The following is a 16428-nucleotide window of genomic DNA, read 5'->3' as shown; positions in this document are numbered from 1 at the left end:
GGCGGCCCCTCGCCCTCCCATCGCTTCGCGATGGGCCCCTCCAGCATCAGGTCGTCCATGCCCCCGGCATGGACTAAACAGCGTGGGACGCTGTTTACCTGATGCTCCCCGAGGGGAAAGGGAATAGGGTGCTAAGCCACCCGTTAAGTTGCGATTCATTCTCACAGGCTCCGCCGCTTGCCCCTCGGGTGGCATCGGCTTAAAGCGCCTTCATCCATTCCGCACCCGCGAGAGAAGCCTTGGTCGATCTGTCGCAATATCTGCCGATCCTGTTGTTCCTGGGCGTTGCCCTGGTCCTGTCGAGTGCGTTCGTATTCCTGCCGATGGTTGTCGGCCGGCTGACGGGCGCGCACAAACCGAACGAGCAGAAGCTCGCCGAGTATGAATGCGGCTTCCCCGCATTCGAGGACCCGCGCTCCCAGTTCGACGTTCGTTTTTATCTCGTTGCCATCCTGTTCATCATCTTCGATTTGGAGGCGGCGTTCCTATATCCTTGGGCAGTAAGCGTTTTCAGCCTCGGCTGGACCGCGTGGATCTCGATGATGATCTTCATCGGCGAGCTCGGCCTCGGGCTTGTATATGCATGGAAGAAGGGAGCGTTGGATTGGGAGTAATTCCTCACTCCGGTCCGGTCGAACTCAAGGTTCCGGCCAGCGGGCAGGGCGTCGTCCCGCCCGATCAGGGCTTTTTCGACAGCCTCAACGGCGAGTTGATCGACAAGGGTTTCCTGGTCACCTCGACCGAGGAGCTGTTCCAGTGGGCGCGTACGGGCTCGCTGTGGTGGATGACGTTCGGCCTCGCCTGCTGCGCGGTCGAGATGATCCACGTCAACATGCCGCGCTACGATCTGGAGCGGTTCGGTGCCGCGCCGCGCGCGTCGCCGCGTCAGTCGGACGTGATGATTGTCGCGGGCACGCTGTGCAACAAGATGGCCCCGGCACTCCGCCGCGTCTACGATCAGATGTCGGAGCCGAAATACGTCATCTCGATGGGTAGCTGCGCCAATGGCGGCGGTTATTACCATTACAGCTACTCGGTGGTCCGTGGCTGCGATCGCGTGGTGCCGGTGGACATCTACGTCCCCGGGTGCCCGCCGACCGCAGAGGCGCTGCTCTATGGCATCATGCAGTTGCAGCGGAAGATCCGCCGTTCGGGGAGCATCGAACGGTGAGGGCGCCTGCACCCCGTTTCGCCAGCAATGACGGCGTGATCGACGCGGCCCGTGCCGCGCTCGGGCCGTGGCTGCTGGATGCGCGCGACCATGCGGGCGAGGTGGCGCTGGTCGTCGACCGCGTGAACGTGGTCAATGCGCTGGCGGCGCTGCGCGATACGCGCGGTCTGGAATACCAGCAGCTGATGGAGATTGCGGGCGTCGATTATCCCGAACGCGTGGAGCGTTTCGAAGTGGTCTATTGCCTGTTGTCGCTGACCCGCAACCACCGCCTGCACGTCCATGTCTCGACCGACGACGCCAAGCCGGTGCCGTCAGTGACGGGACTGTGGCCGGTTGCCGGCTGGCTGGAGCGCGAGGTGTATGACCTGTACGGCGTGCTGTTCGAGGGCAATGCCGACCTGCGTCGCATCCTGACCGACTATGGCTTCCGCGGCCATCCGCTGCGCAAGGACTTCCCCCTGACGGGCTATACCGAGGTTCGTTACTCCGAAGAGGAGAAGCGGGTGGTGTACGAGCCGGTCAGCCTGGCGCAGGATTTCCGCACCTTCGACTTCATGAGCCCATGGGAAGGCGCGGAATATGTGTTGCCGGGCGACGAGAAGGGTACGCAGCCCCAGGCCAAGGGCGCACAGACCCCGGCAAATGCCGAGGCGGTGAAGAAGGCGGATGCCCCGCCGGCTCCAAATGCCGATCCCAAGGCCCGCGATACCAAGACGACGGATAGTCCGGCGCAGACGGGTGCCGGGCAGCCGCATCCGGGCAACAAGCCCGAGCATAAGCCCGAAGAGTCGGACGTCCCGACGGCCAAGGGCGGAGGACAGAACCAGTGAGCGACTATGTCGACGAACTGATGCACAAGACGGACGGCGTCGACCCCACGGTCGGCGACGTGTCGATCCAGAACTACACGATCAACTTCGGCCCGCAGCATCCGGCCGCGCACGGCGTGTTGCGGCTGGTGATGGAGCTGGACGGTGAGATCGTCGAGCGGATCGATCCGCATGTCGGCCTGCTGCACCGCGGCACCGAAAAGCTGATCGAATACAAGACCTATGCGCAGGCGATCCCGTATTTCGACCGGCTCGATTACTGCTCGCCTATGTGCATGGAGCATAGTTTCGTGTTGGCGATCGAGAAGCTGCTCGACCTCGAAGTGCCGCTGCGCGCGCAATATATCCGCGTGCTGTGCGCCGAGCTGACGCGCATCAAGAACCATATGCTCAATCTGGGCAGCCATATCATGGACGTCGGCGCGATGACGCCGAACCTGTGGCTGTTCGAGATTCGTGAAGACTGCATGGGCTTTTACGAGCGGATTTCGGGCGCGCGTATGCACGCCAATTATTTCCGCGTCGGCGGCGTGCATCAGGACCTGCCGGTCAAGCTGCTCGCCGATCTGGCAGAATGGCTCGATACGCGCCTGCCGCGCCTGTTCGAGGATGCGATCAGCCTCGTCGCAGACAACCGCATTTTCAAGCAGCGCAACGTCGACATCGCGACGGTCAGCCGCGAGGATGCGATCGCCTGGGGCTTCTCCGGGCCGATGATCCGTGCGGCGGGCATTCCATGGGACCTGCGCAAGTCGCAGCCCTATGATGCCTATGACCGTGTCGAGTTCGACGTGCCGGTGGGCACGCGCGGCGATTGCTACGACCGGTTCATGGTGCGCGTGGAAGAGGTCCGCCAGTCGGCGCGGATCATGAAGCAGTGCCTGAACGACATGCCCGAAGGGCCGATCGCGGCGACCGATCGCAAGGTCGTGCCGCCCAAGCGCGGCGAGATGAAGCGCTCGATGGAAGCGCTGATCCACCACTTCAAGCTCTATACCGAGGGCTATCACGTCCCGGCGGGCGAAGTGTACGTCGCGACGGAGAGCCCCAAGGGGGAGTTCGGCGTGTATCTGGTGTCGGACGGGACCAACAAGCCGTACCGCTGCAAGATCCGGCCGACCGCGTTCAGCCACCTGCAGGCGATGGATTTCATGTCCAAGGGCCACATGCTGGCGGATACGACCGCGATCCTGGGCGCGATGGATATCGTTTTTGGTGAATGTGACCGCTGATGGCTGAAGCACCGCAGATCCCCGACGAGGCCGAGACCCGCGCACGCTGGGGCAATTTTGCCTGGTCTGACGAGAACCAGCGCAAGGCGAACGAGATCCTGTCGCGCTACCCCAAGGGGCGCGAACAGTCGGCGTCGATTCCGTTTCTCGATCTGGCGCAGCGCCAGGTGGGTGCCGAGACGAACACGCAGGGCTGGTTGCCGGTTCCGGTGATCGAGTTCGTCGCGCGTTCGATCGGCGTGCCGTATATGCGCGTGTACGAGGTCGCGACCTTCTACACCATGTTCAACCTGGCGCCGGTGGGCCGCTATCATGTGCAGGTGTGCGGCACGACGCCGTGCATGCTGCGCGGGTCGGACGACGTGCTGGCGGCGTGCAAGAACAAGGGGCTGATCAAGGGGCGCACCACGCCCGACGGCATGTTCACGCTGACCGAGGTGGAATGCCTGGGCAATTGCGCGTCGGCCCCGATGGTCCAGATCAACGACGACAATTACGAGGATCTGGACTACGACCGCACGACCGCGCTGCTGGAAGCGCTGGCGCGTGGCGAAAGCCCGAAGACGGGTACGCAGGAGCCCGGCCGCCACACGGTGGAGCCGGTCGGCGGCCCGACGACGCTGACCGCGATGGTCGGCGAGAACCATGATTATCGCGGGGAGTGGGCGTGATGCTTGCCGACAAGGACCGCATCTTCACCAATCTCTACGGCTACCAGCCGTGGAACGTCGACGCAGCCATCATGCGCGGCGACTGGGACAATACCAAGGACCTGATGGCCCGGGGGCAGGACGCGATCATCGACGTGATCAAGGCGTCGGGTTTGCGCGGGCGCGGCGGGGCAGGCTTCCCGACCGGCATGAAGTGGAGCTTCATGCCCAAGGAACCGAAGCCGGACCGCCCCAGCTTCCTGGTCATCAATGCCGACGAGTCCGAGCCGGGCAGCTGCAAGGACCGCGAGATCATCCGCCACGATCCGCACAAGCTGATCGAGGGGGCGCTGATCGCGGGCTATGCGATGCGCGCGCGCGCCGCCTATATCTACATCCGCGGCGAATATATCCGCGAGGCGGAGACGTTGTTCGCCGCTGTCGCCGAGGCGTATGACCGGGGCTTCGTGGGCAAGAACGCCTGTGGCTCGGGCTATGACTTCGACGTGTTCGTGCACCGCGGCGCCGGCGCCTATATCTGCGGCGAAGAAACCGCGATGCTGGAGTCGCTGGAGGGCAAGAAGGGCCAGCCGCGTCTGAAGCCGCCTTTCCCGGCGGGTGCGGGCCTGTATGGCTGTCCGACGACGGTCAACAATGTCGAGTCTATTGCGGTCGCCCCGACGATCCTGCGGCGCGGGGCCGAGTGGTTCTCCTCCTTCGGGCGCGAGAACAACAAGGGCACCAAGCTCTTCCAGATCTCCGGCCATGTCGATCGTCCCTGCGTGGTCGAGGAAGCCATGTCGATCTCGTTCCGCGAGCTGATCGAAAAGCATTGCGGTGGCATTCGCGGCGGCTGGGACAATCTGCTGGCGGTGATCCCCGGCGGATCGTCGGTGCCGCTGGTGCCGGCGCGTGAGATCATCGATGCGCCGATGGATTTCGACGGGCTGAAGGCGGTCGGATCGGGTCTGGGTACCGCGGCGGTGATCGTCATGGACAAGTCCACCGACATCGTACGCGCGATCAGCCGCCTGTCCTATTTCTACAAGCATGAAAGCTGCGGCCAGTGCACGCCGTGCCGCGAGGGCACCGGCTGGATGTGGCGGGTGATGGAGCGTTTGCGCACCGGCGATGCCGATGTGTCCGAGATCGACACGCTGCACCAGGTGACCAAGCAGGTGGAAGGTCATACAATCTGCGCGCTGGGCGATGCCGCGGCGTGGCCGATCCAGGGCCTCATCCGCCATTTCCGCCCCGAACTGGAGCGCCGTATCCGTGAGCGTGGGGGCGACCTTGCGCCGATGATGGAAGCTGCCGAATAATGCCAAAGGTCAAAGTCGACGGCGTCGAGGTCGAGGTGCCGCAGGGCGCCACCGTCCTGCAGGCGTGCGAGATCGCGGGCAAGGAAATCCCGCGCTTCTGCTATCATGAGCGGCTGTCCATCGCGGGCAATTGCCGCATGTGTCTGGTCGAGGTGAAGCCGGGGCCGCCCAAGCCGCAGGCATCCTGCGCGCTGCCGGCCGCGGACAACCAGGAGATCTTCACCACGACGCCGATGGTGAAGGCCGCACGCGAAGGCGTGATGGAATTCCTGCTGATCAACCATCCGCTCGACTGCCCGATCTGCGATCAGGGTGGCGAATGCGACCTGCAGGACCAGTCGGTCGCGTACGGCAAGGGCCATAGCCGCTACACCGAGAACAAGCGGGCGGTGACAGAGAAGTATATGGGTCCGATCGTCAAGACGATCATGACCCGTTGTATCCAGTGCACCCGCTGCGTCCGCTTCGCCGAGGAAGTGGCCGGCGTGGAGGAGATCGGCGCGATCTATCGCGGCGAAGACATGCAGATCACCTCCTATCTGGAACAGGCGGTGACGAGCGAGCTGTCGGGAAATGTTGTCGATCTGTGCCCGGTCGGCGCGCTGACCTCCAAGCCCTATGCGTTCGAGGCGCGCCCCTGGGAGCTGCGCAAGACGCTCGCCATCGACGTGATGGATGCGGTGGGCACCAATATCCGCCTCGACAGCCGTGGCCGCCAGGTGCTGCGCGCCGTGCCGCGGGTGAATGACGAGGTGAACGAGGAATGGGCGTCGGACAAGACGCGCCATGCCGTCGACGGTCTGGTCCGTCGTCGTCTCGACCGCCCCTATATCCGGCGTGACGGCAAGCTCGTCGCGGCCACCTGGGACGAGGCGTTCGCCGCGATCAAGGCGGTGAATGCCGGCTCCAGCGTTGCCGCGATCGCGGGCGATCTGGTCGATTGCGAGACCATGTTCGCGGCCAAGGCGCTGCTCGGCAAAATGGGGTCGACGCTGCTCGAGGGGCGGCAGACCGGCATGGACTATGATGTGTCCAGCCTGGCGGCCGTCAATTTCAACACGACGATCGCCGGGCTGGAACAGGCCGACGCGATCCTGCTCGTGGGCACCAACCTGCGCTGGGAAGCGCCGCTGGTGAACACGCGCATCCGCAAGGCGATCAAGCGCGGCGCCAAGGTGTTCGCGATCGGGCCCGAGACCGATCTGACCTACAAGGTCGAATGGCTGGGCAGCGATCTGGGCGTGCTGGGCGACGTGCCGCAGGCGGTGGCGGACCTGTTCGCCAAGGCGGAGCGGCCGGCGGTGATCGTCGGGGGCGGGGCGCTGAAGGGCGGCCACGGCGCTGCGCTGAAGTTCGCCGAGCGCTTCAACCTGGTGCGTGACGGCTGGAACGGGTTCAACGTCGTTCACATGGCGGCGTCGCGGATGGGCGGGCTGATGCTCGGCTATGCGCAGAAGGGTGGTATCGCCGACGTGGCGAACGCCGCGCCGAAGCTGGCCTTCTTCCTGGGCGCGGACGAGGTGGACTTCGCCAAGTTCGGCAGCAGCTTCAAGGTGTTCGTCGGCCATCATGGCGATCAGGGCGCCCATCATGCCGATGTGATCCTGCCCGGTGCGACCTATGCCGAGAAGTCGGGTACGTGGGTCAATCTGGAAGGTCGCGTGCAGCGCGGCGAGCAGGCGGTGTTCGCACCGGGCGACGCGCGCGAGGATTGGACGATCTTCCGCGCCTTGTCCGAAGTGCTCGGCCACACCCTGCCGTTCGACACGCTGCCGGCGCTGCGTCTCGCCATGGCGGATGCCGTGCCGATGCTGGCGAAGGAAGGGCTGGTGACGTTCGACTGGTCGGTGCCCTCGCTGGATGCGACGGCGACCGGATCGATCGCAGGCTATCCGATCAAGGACTTCTATCTCACCAACGCGATCTGCCGGGCCAGCCCGACGATGCAGCGCTGCTCGGCCGAACTGGTCCATGGTGAGGAATTTGCGGAGGCAGCGGAGTGACCGCGTTCTTCAACACGACGCTGGGCCTGTCCTATGGATGGAGCTGGTTCCTGGCGACGATCGTCGGCATCCTGGTCATTGCGCTGCCGCTGATGCTGGCGGTGGCGATGATCATCTATGCCGATCGCAAGATCTGGGCGGCGATGGCGCTGCGCCGCGGTCCGAACGTGGTGGGGCCGTTCGGCCTGCTCCAGTCGTTTGCCGACGGTTTGAAGGTGTTCCTGCAGGAAACCATCATCCCGGCCGCCGCCAATCGCGGCCTGTTCCTGCTCGCGCCGATCATCACCTTCACCACCGCGCTGATCGTATGGGCCGTCGTGCCCTTCGCGCCCGGCGTCGTGCTGGCCGACATCAATGTCGGCTTGCTCTACATCCTCGCGGCATCGTCGCTCGGCGTGTACGGCGTGATCCTGTCGGGCTGGGCATCGAACTCCAAATATCCCTTCTACTCGGCGCTGCGTGCGGCGGCGCAGATGGTGTCCTATGAAGTGGCGATCGGCTTCATCCTGATCTCGATCGTCATGTGGGCGGGCACGTTCAACCTGTCCGGCATCGTGATGGCGCAGCAAAGCACGCTGAACACCGGGATCAACGGGTTCTTCATCAACCCGCTGCTGTTCCCGATGGCGGTGATGTTCTTCATCTCGGCGCTGGCCGAGACGCAGCGCGCGCCGTTCGACCTGACCGAGGCGGAGTCCGAGCTCGTCGCCGGCTATCAGACCGAATACAGCTCGATGTCCTTCGCGCTGTTCTGGCTCGGCGAATATGCCAACGTCATCCTGATGTGCGCGCTGAACGCGACGCTGTTCTGGGGTGGCTGGCTGCCGCCGATCAACTGGGCGCCGCTTTATGCCGTGCCCGGGATCATCTGGCTGCTCGGCAAGATCGCATTCTTCTTCTTCGTCTTCAGCTGGGTCAAGGCGACGGTGCCGCGGTATCGTTATGACCAGCTGATGCGGCTGGGCTGGAAGGTGTTCCTGCCGGTGTCGCTGTTCTGGGTATTTCTGGTGTCGGGCATCCTGATGTGGGTGCGGACGGGAGTGGGCGCATGAGCGTTGCGCAATATGTGAAGGCCTTTACCCTGTGGGAGTTCGTCAAGGCGCATGCGCTGACCTTGCGCTACTTCTTCAAGCCCAAGGCGACGATCAACTATCCGTTCGAGAAGAACCCGCTGTCGCCCCGTTTCCGCGGCGAGCATGCGCTGCGTCGCTATCCCAACGGGGAAGAGCGGTGCATCGCGTGCAAGCTGTGCGAGGCGGTGTGCCCGGCGCAGGCGATCACGATCGAGGCCGAACCGCGTGACGACGGCAGTCGCCGCACGACGCGCTACGACATCGACATGACCAAGTGCATCTATTGCGGTCTGTGTCAGGAAGCGTGCCCCGTCGACGCGGTGGTCGAGGGGCCGAACCTGGAGTTCGCGACCGAGACGCGCGAGGAACTGATCTACGACAAGGCGAAGCTGCTCGACAACGGCGACCGTTGGGAGCGCGCCATCGCGGCGAACCTTGCCGCCGATGCGCCGTACCGTTAATGCCCGCCGCGACCGACATGTTCGGCGCTTCGGGGCGACATAATAAGGGGCCTGACAGGCAGTGATACAGGCTATCGCCTTTTACATCTTCGCGATCGTGGTGATCGGGTCTGCTGCGATGACGATCTCGTCACGCAACCCGGTCCACTCGGTCATGTGGCTGATTTTGGCCTTCTTCAACGCGGCCGGACTGATGGTGCTGTGCGGCGCCGAGTTCATCGCGATGCTGCTGGTCATCGTCTATGTCGGCGCGGTCGCGGTGCTGTTCCTGTTCGTCGTCATGATGCTCGACATCGAGGTGGCACAGATGCGGGCGGGCTTTGCGCGCTATCTGCCGATCGGGCTTGCGCTGTCGATCGCACTCGCCGCCGAGATCATCATCGCGCTCGGCGCATGGAGCGCGGGCGGCGTGCAGCTTGCCCGCCGCGTCGCCCCGATGGATGCGACGGTGTCGAACATCCAGTCGATCGGCAACCTGCTCTATTCGCGCTACCTGTTCGTGTTCGAGGGAGCGGGCCTGGTCCTGCTGGTGTCGATGATCGGCGCGATCGTGCTGACCCATCGCCCGCGCGGTGGTACGCGTCCGCAGAACATCGCGCGCCAGATCGCGCGGCGTCCGCAGGATGCCACGCGCAACGTCAACCAGCCCGTGGGGCAGGGGGTGCAGCTGTGATCGGCTTGATCCACTATCTGGTGGTCGCGGCCATCCTGTTCACCATGGGGGTGCTGGGCATCTTCATGAACCGGAAGAACCTGATCGTCATCCTGATGGCGATCGAGTTGATCCTGCTCGCGGTGAACCTGAACCTGGTCGCCTTTTCCGCCTATCTCCAGGACCTGGTGGGCCAGGTGTTCGCGATGTTCGTGCTGGCGGTCGCCGCCGGCGAATCCGCGATCGGGCTTGCGATCCTGGTGATCTATTTCCGTGGCCGCGGCACGATCGCGGTCGACGATGTCAACCGGATGAAGGGGTAAACGGTTGATCCTCCTTATCGTCTTCCTGCCGTTGCTGGCGTCCGCGATCGCGGGCCTCGGCAACAAGGCGCTCGGCAATACGCCGGCCAAGCTGGTCACGACCGGCGCGCTGTTCGTGTCCTGTGCGTTGTCCTGGCCGATCTTCATCGGCTTCCTGACGGGTGCGAACAGTGCGACCGTCACGCCGGTGCTGCACTGGATCACCAGCGGCGACATGAGCGTGGACTGGGCGTTGCGCGTCGACGCGCTGACCGCAGTCATGCTGGTGGTCATCACCAGCGTGTCGGCGCTCGTCCACCTGTATAGCTGGGGCTATATGAGCGAGGAGCCGGATCAGCCGCGCTTCTTCGCCTATCTGTGCCTGTTCACCTTCGCGATGCTGATGCTCGTGACCGCGGACAATCTGGTGCAGATGTTCTTCGGCTGGGAAGGCGTGGGTCTCGCATCCTACCTGCTGATCGGCTTCTGGTTCCGCAAGCCTTCGGCCAATGCGGCCGCGATCAAGGCATTCGTCGTGAACCGCGTCGGCGATCTGGGCTTCATGCTCGGCATCTTCGGGACGTTTCTGGTGTTCGGCACCGTGTCGATCCCGGCGATCCTGGCGGAAGCGCCGAACATGGCGGGTTCGACGATCGGCTTTCTCGGCTATCGCTTCGACACGATGACCGTGCTGTGCCTGCTCCTGTTCGTCGGCGCGATGGGCAAATCGGCGCAGCTCGGCCTCCACACCTGGCTGCCGGACGCGATGGAAGGCCCGACCCCGGTGTCGGCGCTGATCCACGCGGCGACGATGGTCACCGCGGGCGTGTTCATGGTGTGCCGCCTGTCGCCAATGTTCGAGGCGAGCCCGACGGCGCTGACCTTTGTGACGTTCATCGGCGCGGCGACCTGCCTGTTCGCGGCGACTGTCGGGACGGTGCAGACCGATATCAAGCGCGTCATCGCCTATTCGACCTGTTCGCAGCTCGGCTACATGTTCTTTGCAGCGGGCGTCGGCGCGTATGGCGCGGCGATGTTCCACCTGTTCACGCATGCCTTTTTCAAGGCACTGCTGTTCCTGGGTGCGGGCTCGGTGATCCACGCGATGCACCACGAGCAGGACATGCGCTATTATGGCGGCCTGCGTAAGCACATCCCCGTGACCTTCTGGGGCATGATGATGGGCACGCTGGCGATCACCGGTGTCGGCATCTATGGCGTGGGCGGCTTTGCCGGCTATCACTCCAAAGATGCGATCCTTGAGGTCGCGTGGGCCGGCGGTTCGCCGGGTGCCTTCTGGGTGGGTACGTTCGCGGCGCTGCTGACGAGCTTCTACTCCTGGCGCCTGATGTTCCTGACCTTCTGGGGCAAGCCGCGCTGGGCCGCTTCCGAGCATATCCAGCATGCCGTTCACGATGCGCATGGACACGGGGCGCATGGCCACGACCAGCATGATGCGCATCATCACGACGAAGCGCATCACAATGTGGCGCATGCCGAGGATGCCGGTGATGAGCCGCACGTCCATGGTCCGTCGCATGAGGAACTGCCCACCGGCACGGCGGGCTATCACCCGCACGAAAGCCCGCTGGTGATGCTGATCCCCTTGATCGTCCTGTCGATCGGTGCCGTCGCGGCGGGCTTCGTGTTCGCAGGCTTCTTCGTGGAGCCGGAAAGCGCCGGGGCGTTCTGGAAGGGTTCGCTGTTCTTCAACGAGCATCTGATGCACGAGATGCACGGCGTGCCGATCTGGGTAAAGCTGGCGGCGACCGTGGTCATGCTGATCGGTCTGGCGATCGCGTTCCTGACGTATATCGTCTCGCCCGGCTTCCCGGCGAAGTTCGCGGACCAGTTCCGCATCCTGTACCGCTTCCTGCTCAACAAATGGTATCTCGACGAGATCTACCATTTCCTCTTCGTGCGCCCCGCCTTCGCGCTCGGCCGCCTGCTCTGGCATCGCGGCGACGAGAAGACGATCGACCGCTTCGGCCCCAACGGTTCGGCCTGGATCGTCCAGGCGGGCAGCCGGGCGGCAGCGCACCTTCAGACGGGATATCTTTATACCTATGCGTTCGTCATGCTGATCGGGCTTACCGCCGCGGTCACTTGGGCCATTGCGGGGTGATCGGCTGATGTTCGACTTTCCGATCCTTTCCGTCATGCTGGCGGTGCCCGCGATTGCCGCGGTCGCCTGCCTGTTCCTGGGTGCGGAGGCTGCGCGGCGCACCGCGCTGGTCGCCACGCTGATCGACTTCGTCCTCGGCATCATCCTCTGGTCCAACTTCCAGGTGGGCGGCCCGCAGTGGCAGTTCGTGGAAAATGCGCCGGGTCTCTTCGGTCCGTTCGGCTGGTCGCTGGGCATCGACGGGTTCGCGCTCATGCTGATCATGCTGAGCGTGTTCCTGATGCCGATCTGTATCGGGGCGAGCTGGCGGTCGGTGACGAACCGGGTGCCGGAGTATATGTCGGCGTTCCTGTTCACGGAGGTGCTGATGATCGGCACCTTCGCGGCGCAGGACCTGTTCCTTTTCTACGTCTTCTTCGAAGCCGGCCTGATCCCGATGTACCTGATCATCGGCATCTGGGGCGGGGCGAACCGCATTTACGCGTCGTACAAGTTCTTCCTGTACACGCTGCTCGGCTCGCTGCTGATGTTCATCGCGATGCTCTACATGGCGGGCACCGCAGGCACCTCCTCGATCCCGGCGCTGCAGAACTATGACTTCCCCGCTTCGGTGCAGACATGGTTGTGGCTGGCCTTCTTTGCCTCGTTCGCGGTGAAGATGCCGATGTGGCCGGTGCACACCTGGCTGCCCGATGCACACGTGCAGGCCCCGACCGCAGGCTCGGTGATCCTCGCGGGCGTGCTGCTGAAGCTGGGCGGCTACGGCTTCCTGCGCTTCTCGCTGCCGATGTTCCCGGAAGCGTCAGGGCAGCTCACCTGGCTGATCTTCGCGCTGTCGTCGATCGCGGTGATCTACACGAGCCTCGTCGCGCTGGTGCAGGGCGATATGAAGAAGCTGATTGCCTATTCGTCGGTCGCGCACATGGCGATCGTAACCATCGGTCTCTACGCGTTCAATGCGCAGGGCATCGAGGGCGCGATGATCATGATGCTGAGCCACGGCCTGGTGTCTGGCGCGCTGTTCCTGTGCGTCGGTGTGATCTATGACCGCCTGCATACCCGCGAGATCGCGCGGTATGGCGGCCTGTCGATCAACATGCCGCGTTATGCGATCTTCTTCCTGTTCTTCACCATGGCCTCCATTGGCCTGCCGGGCACCAGCGGCTTCGTCGCCGAGTTCCTGTCGCTGATGGGCACCTATCAGGTGTCGACCTGGACGGCGCTGCTGTGCACCACGGGCATCATCCTGGGTGCGGCATATATGCTCTACCTGTACCGGCGGGTCGCCTATGGCGAGATCAAGTCGGACGAGGTGCGTGGCATGTCGGACCTGTCGAGCCGCGAATTGTGGCTGCTCGCGCCGATCGCGGCGGTGGTGCTGTGGATGGGCGTGTACCCGGAAAGCTTCCTGGCGCCGATGCGGCAGGATGTCTCGACGCTGCTCGCCCGTATCGAACGCGCGTCGCCGCATAGCGACTCGCAGCCGACCGCCGGCAGGCCCGCTGCTGCAACTGAACACAATGCCCATGCGCCCACGCATGGGGAGGCGCACTGATGGATACTTCGATGAACCTGGCGATGGTGCTGCCGGAGCTGGTGCTCTCGCTGGGCGCCATTGCCCTGATGCTGGTTTCCGCCTGGGGCGGTAACGGCTCCACGCGGGCGGTATCGATCGCGGCGATCTTCGTCCTGGCAGGCGCGCTGGTCGCGCTGACGGGGCCGGCGTCGAGCGGCGGCGCGGCGTTCGGTGGCCTGTTCCTCGCCGATGCGTTCTCCAGCTTCGCCAAGGTGCTGATCTACATCGCGACCGCCGTGGCGATCATCATGGCGCCGGGCTTCTTCCAGCGGACTTCTGGGGAAGACCTGCGGCCCGAATATCCGGTGCTGATGCTGTTGTCGGCAGCGGGCATGGGCATGATGGTGTCGGCCGGTGACATGCTGACGCTGTACGTCGGTCTGGAGCTTCAGAGCCTGTCCGCCTATGTGCTGGCCAGCTTCATGCGCCGAGACACGCGCTCGGCCGAAGCGGGGTTGAAGTATTTCGTGCTGGGCGCACTTGCCTCGGGCATCCTGCTCTACGGGATCAGCCTGGTTTATGGCTTTACCGGCACGACCATGTTCGACGGTATCGCAAACGCTTATGCAGCGGATCACCTGCTCGCAGGTGAAGCGCGGTCGCTGGGGCTGATGTTTGGCCTGGTGTTCGTGTTCGCCGGGCTGGCGTTCAAGATCGCCGCCGTCCCGTTCCACATGTGGTCGCCCGACGTGTATGAGGGCGCGCCGACGCCGATCACGGCCTTCTTCGCCTCCGCACCCAAGGTCGCCGCCGTGGCGCTGAGCGTGCGTGTCGCGGTGGAGGCGATGGGCCCGGCGACGGACCAGTGGCGTCAGATCGTGATCTTTGCAGCGCTTGCATCGATCGTGCTGGGTGCGGTCGCCGCCATCGGGCAGACGAACATCAAGCGGCTGCTCGCCTATTCGTCGATCAACAATGTCGGCTTCGCGCTGATCGGTCTGGCGGCCGGGACCGCCGAGGGTGTCGCCTCGGTCCTGACCTACATGACCATCTATGTCGTCATGACGCTCGGCAGCTTCCTGGTGGTGTTGCAGATGCGCGGCGCCGATGGACAGTCGGTGGAAAGCATCGCCAGCCTGTCGGGCATGTCCCGCACGCGACCCGGCCTTGCCGCGGCACTGGCGATCTTCATGTTCTCGCTGGCCGGTATTCCGCCGCTGTTCGGCTTCTATGCCAAGTTCGCGGTGTTCCAGGCGGCGGTTCATGCTGGGCTGTTCCCGCTGGCGGTAATCGGTATCGCCGCCTCGGTGATCGGTGCCTATTATTATCTGCGTGTCGTCAAGACGATGTACTTCGACGAGCCTGCACCCGCATTCGCGCCGGTCGCCAATCCGGTGGAGGGCGGCCTAATCGCGCTGACCGCGATCTTCGTGTCGCCGCTCGGATACTTCCTAATCCCGGCGCTGGGCGTCTGGACGATGGCGGCGGCGCAGGCGCTGTTCTGATCGGGATGTCACGCTGACCCGTATCGTTCACGTCGCGGAAACGGGCTCCACCAATGCCGACCTCCTCGCGCTGGCCAAGGCCGGGGTCGAGGAGGGGAGCTGGGTTCGAGCCGACCGGCAGGCCGCGGGGCGGGGGCGGCAGGGGCGGGCCTGGATATCGCCGCCGGGTAATTTCTATGCCAGCACCCTCGTCCGGCTGCGTTCGGGCGACCCCGGCGCGTCGGGGCTGGCCTTTGCCGCGGCCGTCGCGCTGGAACAGGTGGTACGCGACCTGTTGCATGCGCGCGACGCAGGGACGCTGTGCCTGAAATGGCCCAACGACCTGCTGCTGTCGGGCGAGAAGCTGTCGGGCATCTTGCTGGAGCGCGCAGAGGATGCGCTGGTCATCGGCATCGGCGTCAATCTGGCGCATCATCCCGACTTGCCGGATCGAGCGACGACGAGTCTGGCAGTGCACGGCGTGTCGGTGACGCCGGAAGCCTTTCTCGATCGCCTGGCCGAGGCGGTCGGGCAATGGATAAGCATCTGGCGAAACAAGGGATTGGCGCCGGTGGTCGATCGATGGCTCGCCCGTGCGCATCCGGTGGGCACGCCGATTACGGCGCGAGTGCCGGACGGGGCGGTGGTCGAGGGGCGGTTTGACGGGCTGGCGCTCGATGGTGCGCTGCGGCTGCGCTTGGCGGACGGGGCCGTCCGTGTCATGCACGCCGCCGACATCTTCCTGATCTGAGGAAAACCATGCTGCTCGCGATCGATGCCGGCAACACCAATGTGGTCTTCGCGCTGCTCGACGGGCGGACGATCAAGGGGCGCTGGCGCATCGCGACCGATCCGCGGCGCACCGCCGACGAATATGCGGTGTGGTTGAGCCAGTTGCTGGCGCTGGAGGGCTATGCGCGCGAGGACGTGAAGGGCGTGATCATCGCCACCGTCGTGCCCCGTGCGCTCCACAATCTGCAGGTGCTGGCGAGCAAATATTTCCGGTCGGAGGCGCTCATCGCCGGGCGTGCGCCGCTGGAATGGGGTATTGCGATCGACGTGGACGAGCCGGCCTCGCTGGGGGCGGACCGGGCGGTCAACACGATCGCGGCGCATGCCCTTTATCCCGGCGACCTGATCACGATCGATTTCGGCACGGCGACCACCTTCGACGTCAGCGATTATTCCGGCGCGTACAAGGGTGGCATCATCGCGCCGGGCATCAACCTGTCGCTGGATGCGCTGGTGACCGCGGCGGCCAAGCTGCCGCGCATCGCGATCGAGGCGCCGGAGACGGAAACGGTGGTCGGGCGCAACACGGTCGACCAGATGCATATCGGCATCTACTGGGGCTATATCGCGATGATCGAAGGGCTCGTCGCCCGCCTGAAGGCGGAGGTCGGGCGGCCGGTAAAGGTGATCGCGACGGGCGGACTGGCGACCTTGTTCGAGCGGCACACGGCCGTGTTCGACCATATCGAGCCTGATCTGACGATCCAGGGGCTGGCGATCATGTGGGAACGCGCCCATATTCATTGAAACGAATTCCCGCGCGGGCGTGCTGCCCGCGCTCAGCTTCCCGCGCGGGCGTGCTGCCCGCGCTC

At 64.5% G+C, this 16428-nt stretch carries 16 protein-coding genes; all 16 read left to right on the top strand.

Annotated elements, in window-relative coordinates; genetic code table 11:
- The first annotated feature begins 239 nt into the window (after positions 1-239).
- The 16 genes from ndhC to NPJ82_RS10960 all read left to right on the top strand — a co-directional run bounded on the left by ndhC (position 240) and on the right by NPJ82_RS10960 (position 16363).
- Complete coding sequence (gene ndhC, locus NPJ82_RS11035; RefSeq protein ID WP_112382800.1) at positions 240-614, top strand: NADH-quinone oxidoreductase subunit A; 375 nt, start codon at positions 240-242, stop codon at positions 612-614.
- Positions 584-1171 carry an NADH-quinone oxidoreductase subunit B family protein gene (locus NPJ82_RS11030; RefSeq protein ID WP_342657397.1) on the top strand — a complete coding sequence of 196 codons (588 nt, stop codon included), beginning with the start codon at positions 584-586 and terminating at the stop codon, positions 1169-1171. The genes ndhC and NPJ82_RS11030 overlap by 31 nt, the downstream gene beginning before the upstream one ends.
- Positions 1168-2004 carry an NADH-quinone oxidoreductase subunit C gene (locus NPJ82_RS11025; protein ID WP_342657396.1) on the top strand — a complete coding sequence of 279 codons (837 nt, stop codon included), beginning with the start codon at positions 1168-1170 and terminating at the stop codon, positions 2002-2004. The genes NPJ82_RS11030 and NPJ82_RS11025 overlap by 4 nt, the downstream gene beginning before the upstream one ends.
- A complete protein-coding gene (locus NPJ82_RS11020) occupies positions 2001-3236 on the top strand; it encodes an NADH-quinone oxidoreductase subunit D (protein WP_112382802.1) in 1236 nt (411 codons plus the stop codon). Before NPJ82_RS11025 ends, NPJ82_RS11020 begins: the two co-directional genes overlap by 4 nt.
- Positions 3236-3907 (top strand): NAD(P)H-dependent oxidoreductase subunit E, encoded by a 672-nt coding sequence (locus tag NPJ82_RS11015; protein WP_112382803.1) that lies wholly within the window; start codon positions 3236-3238, stop codon positions 3905-3907. The genes NPJ82_RS11020 and NPJ82_RS11015 overlap by 1 nt, the downstream gene beginning before the upstream one ends.
- Entirely contained in the window at positions 3907-5208 is a 1302-nt protein-coding gene (nuoF, locus tag NPJ82_RS11010) for an NADH-quinone oxidoreductase subunit NuoF (RefSeq protein WP_112382927.1), read from the top strand. Before NPJ82_RS11015 ends, nuoF begins: the two co-directional genes overlap by 1 nt.
- Entirely contained in the window at positions 5208-7211 is a 2004-nt protein-coding gene (nuoG, locus tag NPJ82_RS11005) for an NADH-quinone oxidoreductase subunit NuoG (protein WP_112382804.1), read from the top strand. The genes nuoF and nuoG overlap by 1 nt, the downstream gene beginning before the upstream one ends.
- Positions 7208-8263, top strand: coding sequence for an NADH-quinone oxidoreductase subunit NuoH (nuoH, locus tag NPJ82_RS11000; protein ID WP_112382805.1), 1056 nt, complete (start codon positions 7208-7210; stop codon positions 8261-8263). The genes nuoG and nuoH overlap by 4 nt, the downstream gene beginning before the upstream one ends.
- The gene (nuoI, locus tag NPJ82_RS10995; RefSeq protein WP_112382806.1) at positions 8260-8745 is read left to right on the top strand and encodes an NADH-quinone oxidoreductase subunit NuoI; all 486 of its coding nucleotides are present in this window, start codon (positions 8260-8262) and stop codon (positions 8743-8745) included. The genes nuoH and nuoI overlap by 4 nt, the downstream gene beginning before the upstream one ends.
- Positions 8746-8806: 61 nt before the next feature.
- Entirely contained in the window at positions 8807-9418 is a 612-nt protein-coding gene (locus tag NPJ82_RS10990; RefSeq protein ID WP_112382807.1) for an NADH-quinone oxidoreductase subunit J, read from the top strand.
- Positions 9415-9720: an NADH-quinone oxidoreductase subunit NuoK gene (nuoK, locus tag NPJ82_RS10985; RefSeq protein ID WP_112382808.1), complete on the top strand. Its 306-nt coding sequence runs from the start codon at positions 9415-9417 to the stop codon at positions 9718-9720. Before NPJ82_RS10990 ends, nuoK begins: the two co-directional genes overlap by 4 nt.
- 4 nt (positions 9721-9724) lie before the next feature.
- A complete protein-coding gene (gene nuoL / locus NPJ82_RS10980; RefSeq protein ID WP_342657395.1) occupies positions 9725-11824 on the top strand; it encodes an NADH-quinone oxidoreductase subunit L in 2100 nt (699 codons plus the stop codon).
- Between the two features lie 7 nt (positions 11825-11831).
- Positions 11832-13379: an NADH-quinone oxidoreductase subunit M gene (locus tag NPJ82_RS10975; RefSeq protein ID WP_267349546.1), complete on the top strand. Its 1548-nt coding sequence runs from the start codon at positions 11832-11834 to the stop codon at positions 13377-13379.
- Complete coding sequence (gene nuoN / locus NPJ82_RS10970) at positions 13379-14845, top strand: NADH-quinone oxidoreductase subunit NuoN (RefSeq protein WP_342657394.1); 1467 nt, start codon at positions 13379-13381, stop codon at positions 14843-14845. The genes NPJ82_RS10975 and nuoN overlap by 1 nt, the downstream gene beginning before the upstream one ends.
- A 13-nt stretch (positions 14846-14858) precedes the next feature.
- Positions 14859-15575, top strand: coding sequence for a biotin--[acetyl-CoA-carboxylase] ligase (locus NPJ82_RS10965; RefSeq protein ID WP_342659003.1), 717 nt, complete (start codon positions 14859-14861; stop codon positions 15573-15575).
- Positions 15576-15583: 8 nt separating this feature from the next.
- Entirely contained in the window at positions 15584-16363 is a 780-nt protein-coding gene (locus NPJ82_RS10960) for a type III pantothenate kinase (RefSeq protein WP_342657393.1), read from the top strand.
- The last annotated feature ends 65 nt before the right edge of the window (positions 16364-16428 follow it).

The sequence above is a fragment of the Sphingomonas sp. NY01 genome, from assembly GCF_038809135.1.
Taxonomy (GTDB): Bacteria; Pseudomonadota; Alphaproteobacteria; order Sphingomonadales; family Sphingomonadaceae; genus Sphingomonas; species Sphingomonas carotinifaciens.
The sequence above is the reverse complement of the archived record's forward strand: the minus strand, read 5'-3'. Positions and strand labels throughout refer to the sequence as shown.

Coding starts and splice junctions, on each gene's coding strand:
- NPJ82_RS10960 (WP_342657393.1), top strand. CDS start 15,584: ATGCTGCTCGCGATCGATGCCGGCAACACCAATGTGGTCTTCGCGCTG.
- nuoI (WP_112382806.1), top strand. CDS start 8,260: ATGAGCGTTGCGCAATATGTGAAGGCCTTTACCCTGTGGGAGTTCGTC.
- NPJ82_RS10975 (WP_267349546.1), top strand. CDS start 11,832: ATGTTCGACTTTCCGATCCTTTCCGTCATGCTGGCGGTGCCCGCGATT.
- nuoG (WP_112382804.1), top strand. CDS start 5,208: ATGCCAAAGGTCAAAGTCGACGGCGTCGAGGTCGAGGTGCCGCAGGGC.
- NPJ82_RS11015 (WP_112382803.1), top strand. CDS start 3,236: ATGGCTGAAGCACCGCAGATCCCCGACGAGGCCGAGACCCGCGCACGC.
- NPJ82_RS11030 (WP_342657397.1), top strand. CDS start 584: ATGGAAGAAGGGAGCGTTGGATTGGGAGTAATTCCTCACTCCGGTCCG.
- nuoF (WP_112382927.1), top strand. CDS start 3,907: ATGCTTGCCGACAAGGACCGCATCTTCACCAATCTCTACGGCTACCAG.
- nuoN (WP_342657394.1), top strand. CDS start 13,379: ATGGATACTTCGATGAACCTGGCGATGGTGCTGCCGGAGCTGGTGCTC.